Source organism: Paraburkholderia sp. RAU2J (assembly GCF_003634845.1).
Taxonomy (GTDB): domain Bacteria; phylum Pseudomonadota; class Gammaproteobacteria; order Burkholderiales; family Burkholderiaceae; genus Paraburkholderia; species Paraburkholderia fynbosensis.
Genome location: NZ_RBXG01000002.1, coordinates 2,449,252 through 2,461,938 on the forward strand (window position 1 = coordinate 2,449,252; position 12,687 = coordinate 2,461,938).

At 62.1% G+C, this 12,687-nt stretch carries 11 protein-coding genes; 10 read left to right on the top strand and 1 reads right to left on the bottom strand.

The annotated features are described in order from the left end of the window. The first annotated feature begins 24 nt into the window (after nt 1–24). The 9 genes from B0G69_RS28505 to B0G69_RS28550 all read left to right on the top strand — a co-directional run bounded on the left by B0G69_RS28505 (nt 25) and on the right by B0G69_RS28550 (nt 9,436). Nucleotides 25–441, top strand: coding sequence for a cupin domain-containing protein (locus B0G69_RS28505; protein WP_121323142.1), 417 nt, complete (start codon nt 25–27; stop codon nt 439–441). Nucleotides 442–688: 247 nt separating this feature from the next. Next, on the top strand, nt 689–1,717 hold the full coding sequence (locus B0G69_RS28510; RefSeq protein ID WP_121323144.1) for a VTT domain-containing protein: 1,029 nt from the start codon (nt 689–691) through the stop codon (nt 1,715–1,717). Nucleotides 1,718–2,042: 325 nt separating this feature from the next. Continuing rightward, nucleotides 2,043–2,246, top strand: coding sequence for a hypothetical protein (locus B0G69_RS42155; RefSeq protein WP_121323146.1), 204 nt, complete (start codon nt 2,043–2,045; stop codon nt 2,244–2,246). A 280-nt stretch (nt 2,247–2,526) separates the two neighbouring features. After that, complete coding sequence (locus tag B0G69_RS28520; RefSeq protein WP_121323148.1) at nt 2,527–3,324, top strand: gamma-glutamyl-gamma-aminobutyrate hydrolase family protein; 798 nt, start codon at nt 2,527–2,529, stop codon at nt 3,322–3,324. 33 nt (nt 3,325–3,357) lie between these two features. Next, complete coding sequence (locus tag B0G69_RS28525; protein ID WP_121323150.1) at nt 3,358–4,692, top strand: glutamine synthetase family protein; 1,335 nt, start codon at nt 3,358–3,360, stop codon at nt 4,690–4,692. 69 nt (nt 4,693–4,761) lie between these two features. Further along, nucleotides 4,762–6,186 (top strand): aspartate aminotransferase family protein, encoded by a 1,425-nt coding sequence (locus B0G69_RS28530; RefSeq protein WP_121323152.1) that lies wholly within the window; start codon nt 4,762–4,764, stop codon nt 6,184–6,186. Nucleotides 6,187–6,774: 588 nt separating this feature from the next. Continuing rightward, nucleotides 6,775–7,464, top strand: coding sequence for a DUF969 domain-containing protein (locus tag B0G69_RS28540; protein ID WP_121323154.1), 690 nt, complete (start codon nt 6,775–6,777; stop codon nt 7,462–7,464). Next, nucleotides 7,464–8,414, top strand: coding sequence for a DUF979 domain-containing protein (locus tag B0G69_RS28545; protein ID WP_121323156.1), 951 nt, complete (start codon nt 7,464–7,466; stop codon nt 8,412–8,414). The genes B0G69_RS28540 and B0G69_RS28545 overlap by 1 nt, the downstream gene beginning before the upstream one ends. 11 nt (nt 8,415–8,425) lie before the next feature. Further along, nucleotides 8,426–9,436, top strand: a complete 1,011-nt coding sequence (locus B0G69_RS28550) for a DUF2891 domain-containing protein (RefSeq protein WP_121323158.1) — start codon at nt 8,426–8,428, stop codon at nt 9,434–9,436. A 241-nt stretch (nt 9,437–9,677) separates the two neighbouring features. Here the strand turns inward: B0G69_RS28550 and B0G69_RS28555 are convergent, their stop codons facing one another. After that, nucleotides 9,678–10,103 (bottom strand): PRC-barrel domain-containing protein, encoded by a 426-nt coding sequence (locus B0G69_RS28555; protein ID WP_121323160.1) that lies wholly within the window; start codon nt 10,101–10,103, stop codon nt 9,678–9,680. Nucleotides 10,104–10,312: 209 nt separating this feature from the next. Here B0G69_RS28555 and B0G69_RS28560 point away from each other — a divergent pair, with 209 nt between their 5' ends. Next, nucleotides 10,313–12,679 carry a DNA polymerase II gene (locus B0G69_RS28560; RefSeq protein WP_121323162.1) on the top strand — a complete coding sequence of 789 codons (2,367 nt, stop codon included), beginning with the start codon at nt 10,313–10,315 and terminating at the stop codon, nt 12,677–12,679. Nucleotides 12,680–12,687 lie beyond the last annotated feature (8 nt).

The window sequence follows — 12,687 nt, forward strand, 5'->3', positions numbered from 1 at the left end:
GCGGCGACCAGCACAGGAGAAACCATGTCGGACGTTTTGCGCGAAGCGCGGGCCACGGTCGTCAAGGTGCGCCCCGAGTTGGAGATGATGACGACCCAGCGGCTACCCTACTTTGTCGGCATCTCCGCGGGCACCGCGGGCGCCACGGGTTTGTCGATGTACATGGTGGTGGTGCCGCCGGGCGGTCATGCCGAGCCGCACTTTCACGCCGACTACGAAACCGCGATCTTCCAGCTCGAAGGCCGAATCGAGACCCGCTATGGTCCGGGTTTGCGCGAGTCCGTGATTACCGAAGCGGGCGACTTCCTGTTCATTCCTCCGGGCGTGCCGCATCAGCCCTTCAATCTCGACGACGCGCGCCCCGCGCGCGCCATCGTCGCGCGCAACCATCCGGACGAACACGAACGCGTCGTGCCCTACGACCCGGCCGCCGACGCGTGATCTGACCGGACCCGCCGCCTCTTTCCATTCGCGCTGAGCAACCGGCCCATTGGGCCGCGCCAGCCGCTTCGCGCGTGGCTTCCTGCCGACTGATCCAGCTAGAATCCACGCGGCGTTCGGCTGCACTCGCTGCGTCCTTTCGCCACCTGTGCTTAAATCCGCTCTTCGCGCCGATGCGTGTTCGCCATGCGCGGCGAGAGCCTGACTTCGTTTCATTTCCTTTCATTGCCTTCTCAGGAGCGCGGTTGTGTGGCATTTCCCGGTTGCTATCCCAGCCTCGCTGGGCGTATGGGCCGTTTTCATGAGCGTGCTCATCACCCAGCTCGGTGTGCCGATCCCGGCCGCGCCGATGCTGATCTTCGGCGGCACCATGGCCGCCATGGGGCAAACCTCGTACGTCCACGTCGTGTTCGCCGCGGTTGCCGCGACGCTGATCGCCGACTTGCTATGGTTCTTCACCGGACGGGCGTATGGCCGGCGTCTGTTGAACTATCTGGTGCGCTTCTCCCTTTCGCTGGACACCACGGTGCGCGTCGCGCGCAATACCTATGAGCGCTACGGCGCGCCGATTCTCACGATCGCCAAGTTTCTGCCGGGACTCGGGCTGATTTCCGCACCGTTGCTCGGCACGACCGCGATTAGTGTCGGCGTGTTTCTGTGGTGGGATATGGTCGGCGCCACGTTGTGGGCCAGCGTGTGGGTGATCGGCGGCGCCGCGTTGCACGATCAGATCGTGCAACTGGTGCTGCTCGTGCGGCAAAACGGCGGCACGATCTTCGATGCTTTCGCGGCGATCTTCGTGGCCGCGCTGTTGTATCGCTGGGTGCGCCGTTTGCAGTTTCGCCGCTGGCTCGCGCATACGCGTATCACGCCGGATCAGCTCGACGCGTTGATGAAGTCGAATGAGCCGCCGCTGATTCTCGACGCACGCCCACCCAGCGTGCGCGAAAAGGAGTCGCACCGGATTGCCGGCGCACGGCCACTCGATCTCGACTCACCCGATCCGATTCATCCCGAACTCCTGAAGCGGCCGATCGTGGTCTACTGCGTGTGTCCCAACGAGGCGACGGCCAAGCGCATCGTCGCCCAGTTGCATCGCAAGAACATTCATCATATCCGCGCGCTGAAGGGCGGACTCGACGCGTGGGAGAAACGCGGCTATCCAGTCGAACCGCTGCCGCCGGACTTCAATACGGCAATGGCCCATATGCTCGAAGATCATGATCATTCAGGCGCCGAGGGTGAATACACGGTGCGTGCGAGGCTCGCGGAGTAAGCGCGGTGATCGATGCAATGTGCGCAATGAATACGAGTGCCTTTGATCACTCGAGTAATTGCACATTGGGTAAATTCCGATCCAACTTTTTCAAAAAGGGGTTTGACGGCCTTATTGGCTCGTATATGCTAGTTACCAAGGCGGTCGTCTCGCGCATGGCAAAGACATCTCATGATGTTCTGGGGCCCCGCGAATTCATTTCGCACAGCTTCGAGACGATCATGCCAGCGGTCTGTTTCTCTAAACGCCCCGTGCGGATTTCGAGCAGGCCGTTCAATACTTTCAACGTTGCCAGTCGAGTGTAATCGTGAGAGTCCGAGGCCCTTTGGTTAGATGGAATCGCAGTCAGGCGGGTTGTACGCTCGCTGACACCGCCATCGCCGACGGCAGCAACGGCAGCCTTACGTTCCGCCGCTTCCTGTCCGTCTTTCCGATCCTGTCCCGTCGTTCAGTTCGACGTCACAACTCCGTTTCCGCGCGCGCTTTCATTGCGGTGCGAACAGACGAAGTTGCCTCGCTGCTGCCGTAGCGCCTCCCTCCTTTTCGCCATCCGTTCTATCCGCTTGCCTATGCGCGTTTGTGCGTATGCGCGATGCTGTCTGCCGTCCCTGCGCTTCGCGCGGATTAACGCGGCTCAGTGACTCGCGCACTGCGGCGGATCGAATCGAACGGCCATTCCTGCTACTGCGCGCGGCGCGTCTTCCCTCGACAGCGACAGCACGCAAACTCCTGGCGGCCTCGCGCATTCTGCGCGGCTGCGAGGTCATGTCGCGCCGCGTTTTAGCGCTATTCACATCACACACCTCGCTATGCGAAACAAACCCCTGGTCGGCATCAGCGCCGACAGAACGATGCTCGGAGCCCACCCGTCGCACGCAGTCGGCGAGAAATACATTGCGGCGATTGTCGACGGCTCGCAGGCCTTGGCCATGCTGCTGCCTGCGCTCGGTGAACGCCAGTCCGCTGAAGACGTGTTGCCGATAGTCGACGGACTGTTGTTTACCGGCAGCTATTCGAACGTCGAGCCGCATCGCTATGGCGGCCATCCCAGTGCGCCCGGCACGCTGCACGACGCCGCACGCGATGCGACGACACTGCCGCTGATGCGCGCGGCGCTCGCCGCCGGCGTACCGGTACTGGCCATATGCCGGGGCTTCCAGGAAATGAACGTGGCGTTCGGCGGCAGCCTGCATCAAAGCGTTCACGCAGTGGCGGGCCTGAACGACCACCGCGAGAACAAACAGGACGACCTCGACGTGCAATACGCGGCGTCGCATTCGATCACGTTGATGCGAGGCGGCCTGCTGCAGCGCCTCGTGGGCAACGCGAATGAGGCGCGCGTGAATTCCCTGCACGGCCAGGGCATCGAACGGCTGGGCGTAGGTCTCACTGCCGAAGCCATCGCACCGGATGGCTTGATCGAAGCGGTCAGCGTGAACGACGCATGCGCTTTCGCACTGGGCGTGCAGTGGCACCCGGAGTGGAAGTACGCGGACGACCCGCTCTCCACCGCGATCTTCCGCACGTTCGGCGACGCGTGCCGCGATCGAATGCGCACCAGGACCGGCTGCGGCGCGGCATTTGCATCCGCCGCCATGCAGGTTTGAGCCGGTCGCGCGCCAAAAACTGAGAGAACAATCATGCATGACATCGACGATTTTCTGAAGAAGCATCACGTCACCGAAATCGAAGCGATCATTCCGGATATGGCCGGAATCGCGCGCGGCAAGATCATTCCGCGCAGCAAGTTCGAATCCGGCGAGTCCATGCGCTTGCCGCAGGCGGTGATGATCCAGACCGTCACGGGCGAGTATCCGGAAGACGGCTCGCTCACCGGCGTCACCGATCCGGACATGGTGTGCGTGCCCGACGCGGCCACCATTCGGATGATTCCATGGGCCGTCGATCCCACTGCTCAGGTGATTCACGATTGCGTTCATTTCGACGGAACACCGGTCGCGATCTCGCCGCGCCGCGTTTTGCGCCGGGTACTCGAACTCTACAAGGCCAAAGGCTGGAAGCCAGTCATCGCGCCCGAACTCGAGTTCTATCTGGTCGACATGAACAAGGACCCGGACTTGCCGCTGCAACCGCCCATCGGCCGCACGGGGCGTCCGGAAACAGGACGGCAGTCATATTCGATCGAAGCGGTCAACGAATTCGATCCGCTTTTCGAAGACATCTACGCGTACTGCGAGGTGCAGGAACTGGAAGTAGATACGCTGATCCATGAAGTCGGCGCCGCGCAGATGGAAATCAACTTCATGCACGGCGATCCGTTGAAGCTCGCCGACAGCGTGTTCCTGTTCAAACGCACGGTGCGCGAAGCGGCATTGCGCCACAAGATGTATGCAACCTTCATGGCCAAACCGATGGAAAGCGAACCGGGTTCGGCAATGCACATGCATCAAAGCCTCATCGACGAAGAAACCGGCGAGAACATTTTTACCAGCGCGGACGGCAAACCGACGGTGCAGTTCACGAGGTATATCGCAGGCTTGCAGAAGTACACACCGGCGCTGATGCCGATTTTCGCGCCGTACATCAATTCCTATCGCCGTCTTTCGCGCTTCATGGCCGCACCGATCAACGTCGCGTGGGGTTATGACAATCGCACAGTGGGTTTTCGCATTCCGCATTCGGGACCGGCCGCGCGCCGCATCGAAAACCGCATTCCGGGCGTCGACTGCAATCCATATCTGGCCATTGCCGCGACGCTGGCCGCGGGCTATCTCGGCATGACACAGCAACTCGACGCCACCGAACCGCTGCTCAGCGACGGTTATGCGTTGCCGTATCAATTGCCGCGCAACCTCGAAGAAGGGCTGACGCTGATGGCCGCCTGCGAACCGATTGCCGAAGTACTCGGCGAGAAATTCGTCACAGCCTACCTGGCGTTGAAAGAGACCGAGTACGAGGCGTTTTTCCGCGTGATCAGTTCGTGGGAACGCCGGCATTTGCTGCTGCACGTTTGAGACCGGATCAAAAAAAGGCCCAGTCTTACGACGTCGTTATCAGATGCAAAGAGAAAAACTGGAGGGAGTATGAGCTACAGAATCGAAGAAGCCGCGTACATGCAACACGCGCAAGCCGTGCAGAGCGCGGCGCGCAGCACCGCCGAATACCGCGCGCTCGACGCCGCCCATCACATTCATCCGTTTTCGGATATGGGCTCGCTCAATCGCAGCGGCAGCCGCGTGATCGTCAAAGCCCAGGGCGTGTATCTATGGGATTCGGAAGGCAACAGAATCATCGACGGCATGGCGGGGCTCTGGTGCGTGAACGTCGGCTATGGCCGCAAGGAACTCGCCGACGCCGCATACCGGCAAATGCAGGAACTCCCCTACTACAACACCTTCTTCAAGACGACGCATCCGCCGGTGATCGAACTGTCGGCCTTGCTCGCGGAATTGACACCTGAGCCGTTCAAGCACTTCTTCTATTGCAACAGCGGCTCGGAAGGCAACGACACGGTGCTGCGCATCGTTCACCAGTACTGGGCGGCACAGCAGAAGCACACGAAAAAGTTCGTCATCTCGCGCAAGAACGGCTATCACGGTTCGACGATCGCGGGCGGCACGCTCGGCGGCATGGGTTATATGCATGAACAGATGCCCTCGAAAGTCGGGAACATCGTGCATATCGATCAGCCGTATTTCTTCGGCGAAGCGCAAGACAAGCAGACGCCGGAAGAATTCGCGCTGGCGCGCGCGCAACAGCTCGAAGCGAAGATCCTCGAAATCGGCGTGGACAAGGTGGCCGCGTTTATTGGTGAGCCTTTCCAGGGGGCGGGCGGTGTGATCTTCCCGGCGTCGACGTATTGGCCGGAGATTCAACGCATCTGCCGCAAGTACGACATTCTGCTGGTTGCCGACGAAGTGATCGGCGGATTCGGCCGCACGGGGGAGTGGTTCGCCTATCAGCACTTCGGTTTCGAGCCCGATCTGATCACGCTCGCGAAGGGGCTGACGAGCGGCTATGTACCGATGGGGGCAGTCGGCTTACACGACCGGGTCGCCAAGGTGATCATCGAGAGCGGCGACTTCAATCACGGCCTCACCTACTCCGGCCACCCGGTGGCGGCCGCCGTCGCGCTCGCCAATCTCAGGCTGCTGCGCGACGAGAAGATCGTCGAGCGCGTCAAAACGGATATTGGCCCGTACTTCCAGAAAAAGCTGCGCGATACCTTCGCCCATCATCCCATCGTCGGCGAGATTGCCGGCGCGGGTCTCGTGGCCGGTCTGCAACTCGCGCAAGACCCGGCGGCGCGCAGGCGTTTCGCCAATGGCGGCGACGTCGGCACGATTTGCCGCGACTTCTGCTTCAACGGCAATCTGATCATGCGCGCCACCGGCGACCGGATGCTGCTGTCGCCACCGCTCGTGGTCAGCAAAATCGAGATCGACGAAATCGTCTCGAAGGCCAAAGCGGCGATCGATTCAACTGCGCGGCAACTCGGCGCGGCGTAATGGCGGTACGCAAGGCAACCCGGCAGTCCATCCCCACATGCTCGTCGAGCCATCCGGGTACAACGCGGAACACACGTCGTCGCTGTTAGCGTCCATCATCATGTGCGTATTGCCGTGCATGCCGAGTGCGGGCGGATCCAGCCACTCGCCCCGTCTGCCCGCAGCATTCCATGCCGCGATGGACGCGCTCGCGCGGGCCACGTGCCCCCCGCGTCCGTTCTTTTTTGTACTGTGTTGTTTGTGTCGCGCTGCTTCAGGCAAGCGCTGCCGCGGCGGGTTGGTCCACGGGCGCGTCGGCGTCCTCGAGAAAAGGGCGGAACGATAGCGCGCGCGCGTGGCCGCTGAGTCGCAATTTTTCGATGTCTGGAACAGTGGTCTGTTTCGCCGCGCCCTTCCTGCGCCCTTCCTGCGCCCTCTCTGTCCCACCCTGGCGTTTACCCGATAAACCCAAATTACCGACTATTTATCGATAAAGTCTCGTGTTAGATTCCGTCGCCTGCCACCCATTGGCAACCGGCGAATCTGCGCCGGAACGCACGGCGGCGGCACAACCCCGACCAGGCAGAAGACAGAACAAGGAGACCCCCTATGTGGGTTCTAATCGGCGTGCCGATCGTCGTAATCGGCTTCGCATTGCGCTTTAACGCGCTACTCGTGGTGACCATTGCGGGGGTCGCCACCGGCGTGGCCGGCGGCCTGCAGCCGGTGGAAATCGTCAGCGCCTTCGGCAAGGCGTTCGCGGATAACCGCTACATGGGCCTGATCTGGCTCACACTGCCCGTGATCGCGCTGCTCGAACGCAACGGCCTGAAGGAACAGGCGCGGCACCTGATTTCGCGGCTTCACGCCGCCACCACCGGCCGCGTGCTGATGCTCTATTTCGTGATTCGTCAGGTCACGGCCGCGCTCGGGCTCACGTCGCTCGGCGGTCACGCGCAAATGGTGCGTCCGCTGATCGCGCCGATGGCCGAAGCGGCCGCTGCGAACCGCTACGGCGAATTGCCCGATGCGGTGCGCCAGCAGATTCGCGCCAACGCGTCGGCGGTGGACAACATCGCGGTGTTCTTCGGCGAAGACATTTTCATCGCGATCCAGTCGATCCTGCTGATCAAAGGCTTTCTCGAACAGAACGGCATCGTGGTCGAACCGCTGCACGTGTCGGTATGGGCGATTCCCACCGCCATCGCCGCGCTCGTGATTCACATGGTTCGGCTCATGCTGCTCGACCGCAGCCTGTCGCACAAAATGAATGCATTGGGCTGGAGCGCCGCGCAGTGATGATCAAACTCGAATCCCTCTATGTGCTGGCCGGTTTGATGTTTGCCGCGTTCGCGCTCTTCAATCTGCAAGACCGTTCGAATCCGCGCCGCGTCGTCAATTTTCTGTTCTGGGGCATCTACGCGATCACGTTCATGTTCGGCGGGGAACTGCCGCACTTCGTGATGGGCTGTCTCGCCATCGCGCTTGCGCTGATCGCCGGTTCCGGCAAGCTCGGCAAAGGCCGCGCGGACAGTAACAGCGAAGCGGCCGCCGCGCGCCGCGAAGCGAATGCGCAGCGCTTCGGCAACAAGCTGTTCATCCCCGCGCTGCTGATTCCGGTCATTACCTTGCTCGGCACATTGACGCTGAAATACGCACCGTTCGTCGAAACGAAGAACGTCACGCTGATTTCGCTCGTACTGGGCACGCTGGTCGCGTTCGGCACGGCGCTCTTCATGCTGCGCGATTCGCCGGTGCACGCGCTCAAGGACGCACGGCACACGATGGACACCGTCGGCTGGGCCGCGATCCTGCCGCAGATGCTCGCCGCGCTCGGCGCACTGTTCGCGATTGCCGGCGTGGGCCACGTGGTATCGGATCTCGTGAAAACGTGGATTCCGGTCGACTCGGCATTCGCGGTGGTCGCGGCGTACACCTTCGGCATGGCGATCTTCACGATGATCATGGGCAACGCGTTCGCCGCCTTTCCGGTGATGACCGCCGGCATTGGCCTGCCGTTGATCGTGCATCAATTCAACGGCAACCCCGCGATTCTGGGCGCAATCGGCATGCTGTGCGGCTTTTGCGGCACCTTGATGACACCGATGGCCGCGAACTTCAATATCGTGCCGGCGGCGCTGCTGGAGCTGAAAGACCAGAACGGCGTGATCAAGGCGCAATGGCCGACCGCTTTACTATTGCTGATCGTCAATACCATACTGTTGTATCTGCTCGTATTCCGCTTCTGAGGAGCCTGTCGATGACCGTTCAACTCACTCGCGAAATTGCGTCCCGTTTCGCCAATCTCGCGCTCGCTCACCTCACGCGCGAGTATCCGAACAAGCTGACGCACGCGCTCGCCGGACCGCAGGACGTGCAAGGTCCGCGAGCTTTGCATCCGATCTTCTACGGCAGCTACGACTGGCATTCGTGCGTGCACGGTTACTGGCTGATCCTGCATCTGCTGGAGCGCTTTCCCGATCTGCCCGAAGCCGCGCGCATCATCGCGGTGGTCGACGAGCACTTCACCGACGCCAACGTGGCCGGCGAACTCGCGTATCTCGAGCTGCCGCACAACCGTGGTTTCGAACGGCCATATGGCTGGGCCTGGCTGCTCGCGCTCAGCGCGCAGCTGCACTCGCTGAAACTCGCGGACGCGGCGCGCTGGTCGAAGACCTTTGCGCCGCTCACCGGGTTTTTCGTCGGACGCTTCGAGGAATTTTTGCCGAAGGCGACTTACCCGCTACGCGTGGGCACGCACTTCAACATGGCGTTCGCCCTTGCGCTCACGCTGGATTTTGCGCGCCAGACGTCACACAGCTCGCTCGAGGCGCTGCTCGTCAGTACCGCGGAGCGCTGGTTTCTGAACGACGTCGCGTGTCAGGCCTGGGAGCCGGCCGGCGACGAGTTCCTCTCGCCTTCGCTGATGGAAGCGGAGTTGATGCGCCGCGTGCTGCCGGCCGCGCAATTCGTCGACTGGTTCGGGCGCTTTCTGCCGGATCTCGGTGCGAAGAAACCCGCGACGCTGTTCGAACCGGTGACCGTGACCGATCGCAGCGACGGCAAGATCGCGCACCTGGACGGCCTGAATCTGAGCCGGGCGTGGTGCCAGCGCTCGCTCGCACGGGCGCTGCCCGCCGGCGACATTCGCCGGACCGTGCTGTGCGATACCGCCGAGCGTCACCTGCAAAGCGCGCTGCCTCATGTGGCCGGCGACTATATGGGCGAGCACTGGCTAGGTACTTTCGCGACGCTTGCTCTGGAGGCTTGATTGATGAGTTTTCGGGGCGGCGGCTTGGCGCTCTGGTCTGATTTTTTGAGGCTTTATTGACGGGCCTTATTCAAACCCGGACGGTTCGCATAGTCTCTCAGCAATACAATAGCGGCGCCGTTAGCATGAACCGGTTTGCACTACATCAACCGTTTCGCGCCACGTGCGCCGCTTGTCTATTGGCAGCTCGATCGCAAGCCGCCGAACGTATCAGAGCCGATCGCTCGACCGGCTCCCTGACTCACTGCCCCGTCAGCTTCTTCGGCTTCGGCGGCGTCTGCACCTTGTTGTACTGGAACTGGGGCGTCGCCTTCAACGCAGCCTTGGACGCGCCTGCCAGATAGAAATTGCCGTCATGAATATCGAGCGCGGCGATCGGCACTGCGACGTCATGCGACGCGACGCCGAGGAAGCCGCCGGCGGACACGATCGCTGCCGACAGCGAACCGTCCGGCGCGACCACCAGATCACGCACCGTGCCGATCTTTTCGTTCTGGTCGTTGTACACGGCCTTGCCGAGAATGCTCTTCTTCACGCTCCAGCCGCTTAGCAGCGCATTGGACTGTTCGACCGTGACACTCAGCGTCTGCGTGCCGGCGACCTGCGCCTGCGCACCCAGACTGGTTGCAGCTACCGCGACTACGACAACAAGTTTGCCCAACGTCATCTCGTTCACTCCGTTCTTAGTAGACTTGACCGGCGCATGCGCTGCGCCGAAGGAATCGCTGCAGCACGATCATACAGATAGCGCCGCGAGGCTGCAGTAAGGGTGGGTCGTACGGATGCCGCATTCGCGAGGCGCCTCGGATCGGCACCGCCCGGCGCGCATGGCGGTAAAATCGCGCGAGGCGATGACGCCCGTTTAAAGGTGGAAGTTTGACTGAGCTTGAGCAGGGTTTCATATTGACCCGACATTGGCGGGACACGCCCGCCGGCACGGAGATCGATTTCTGGCTGGCAACAGACGGCGGGCCCCGTCATATCCGCTTGCGCCCTCAGCCATCGGTCGCATTCATTCCCGCCGAACACCGCGAGCGCGCCGAAACGATCCTGCGCCGCGACATGCCACTCGATCTGCGTCCACTCGAACTGCGCGACTTCCAGCATCGGCCGGTGCTGGGGCTTTACTGCCCGCAGTACCGGCAATTGACGGGCTTCGAGAAACGCCTGAAACAAGGCGGCGTGGACGTCTACGAAGCCGATATCTTCCCGCCCGAGCGCTACATGATGGAGCGCTTCATCACCGCGCCGGTGTGGTTCGGCGGCGAGTCGCAACCGGGCGGCCCGCTGCTGAACAGCGAGTTAAAACCGGCCACGGACTATCGTCCGCCGTTAAAACTCGTGTCGCTCGACATCGAAACCAGCGCGCATGCCGAGCTTTATTCGATCGCGCTCGAAGGCTGCGGACAACGCCAGGTGTATATGCTCGGACCGCCGAACGGCGACGCGAGCGGGCTCGACTTCGAACTCGAATACTGCGAAACGCGCGCCCAGTTGCTCGAAAAACTGAACCTGTGGATGGAGCGGCACGACCCCGATGCAATCATCGGCTGGAATCTCGTGCAGTTCGATCTGCGTGTGTTGCAGCAGCATGCCGAACAATATCGCGTACCACTGCGGCTCGGCCGCGGCGGTACGGTGATGGAGTGGCGCGAACACGGCCTCACGCGCAATCACTTCTTTGCCGGTGCCGCGGGACGGCTGATCATCGACGGTATCGAGGCGCTGCGTTCCGCGACGTGGAGCTTTCCGTCGTTCAGTCTCGAACACGTGGCGCGCGCGGTGCTCGGCGAGGGCAAGGCCATCGACAATCCGTATCAGCGCATGGACGAAATCCAGCGCCGCTTCGACGAGGACAAGCCCGCGCTCGCACACTACAACCTGAAGGACTGCGAGCTGGTCACGCGCATCTTCGCGAAGACCGAGCTGCTGCCGTTCCTGCTGGAACGCGCGAGCGTGACCGGCCTGCCCGCGGATCGCAGCGGCGGCTCGGTCGCGGCGTTCACGCATCTGTACATGCCGCGCATGCACCGGCAAGGCTACGTCGCGCCCAATCTAGGCGATGTCGCGGGCGCGGCGAGCCCCGGCGGCTTCGTGATGGACTCGCGCCCCGGCCTGTACGATTCGGTGCTCGTGCTCGACTACAAGAGCCTGTATCCGTCGATCATCCGCACCTTTCTGATCGACCCGCTCGGACTCGTGGAAGGCATGCTGAACCCTAGCGACGAGCACTCCGTGCCGGGCTTTCTCGGCGCACGCTTCTCACGCACGCGCCATTGCCTGCCGTCGATTGTCGCGCAAGTGTGGCAAGGCCGCGAAAGCGCCAAACGCGAGCACAACAAGCCGCTTTCGCAAGCGCTGAAGATCATCATGAACGCGTTTTACGGCGTGCTCGGCTCCACCGGTTGCCGCTTCTTCGACCCGCGTCTGGCGTCGTCGATCACGATGCGCGGCCACGAAATCATGCACACCACGCGCGAGCTGATCCAGGCCGAAGGCTACGAGGTCATCTACGGCGACACGGATTCGACCTTCGTGTGGCTCAAACATGCGCACAGCGAGGAAGACGCCGGCCGCATCGGCCGCGCACTCGTCGAGCACATCAACGCGTGGTGGCGACAGAATCTGCGCGCGCGGTTCGGACTCGACAGCGCGCTCGAATTGCAGTTCGAGCGGCACTATCGGCGCTTTTTCATGCCAACCATTCGCGGCGCGGAGGAAGGCAGCAAGAAACGCTATGCGGGACTAACGGTCTTGCCCGACGGCGGCGAGGAGATCGTCTACAAAGGACTCGAAACCGTGCGCACGGATTGGACGCCGCTCGCGCAGCAGTTTCAGCAGGCGCTATACGGACGCATATTCAGGCAGCAGCCGTATCAGGATTACGTGCGCGACTATGTGCGCGATACGCTCGACGGCAAGCTCGACGATCAGCTCGTCTATCGCAAGCGCCTGCGCAGAGCGCTCGGCGAATACGAACGCAACGTGCCGCCGCATGTGCGCGCGGCGCGCATCGCCGATGAGTTCAACCGTAGTCAAGGGCGCCCGCTGCAATACCAGAACGGCGGCTGGATCAGCTACGTGATGACGGTGGCCGGTCCCGAACCACTGGAAACGCTGCGCTCGGCAATCGACTACGAACACTATCTGACGCGGCAATTGCAGCCCGTCGCCGATGCCATTCTGCCGCTGCTGCGCGATGATTTCACGACGCTGCTGTCGGGGCAAAGGCAGTTGTTCTGACGCGGTGT

Bases quoted from the DNA above. Each gene is read 5' to 3' on its own strand.
- B0G69_RS28505 (WP_121323142.1), top strand. From the start codon at position 25: ATGTCGGACGTTTTGCGCGAAGCGCGGGCCACGGTCGTCAAGGTGCGC.
- B0G69_RS28520 (WP_121323148.1), top strand. From the start codon at position 2,527: ATGCGAAACAAACCCCTGGTCGGCATCAGCGCCGACAGAACGATGCTC.
- B0G69_RS28525 (WP_121323150.1), top strand. From the start codon at position 3,358: ATGCATGACATCGACGATTTTCTGAAGAAGCATCACGTCACCGAAATC.
- B0G69_RS28530 (WP_121323152.1), top strand. From the start codon at position 4,762: ATGAGCTACAGAATCGAAGAAGCCGCGTACATGCAACACGCGCAAGCC.
- B0G69_RS28540 (WP_121323154.1), top strand. From the start codon at position 6,775: ATGTGGGTTCTAATCGGCGTGCCGATCGTCGTAATCGGCTTCGCATTG.
- B0G69_RS28545 (WP_121323156.1), top strand. From the start codon at position 7,464: ATGATCAAACTCGAATCCCTCTATGTGCTGGCCGGTTTGATGTTTGCC.
- B0G69_RS28550 (WP_121323158.1), top strand. From the start codon at position 8,426: ATGACCGTTCAACTCACTCGCGAAATTGCGTCCCGTTTCGCCAATCTC.
- B0G69_RS28555 (WP_121323160.1), bottom strand. From the start codon at position 10,103: ATGACGTTGGGCAAACTTGTTGTCGTAGTCGCGGTAGCTGCAACCAGT.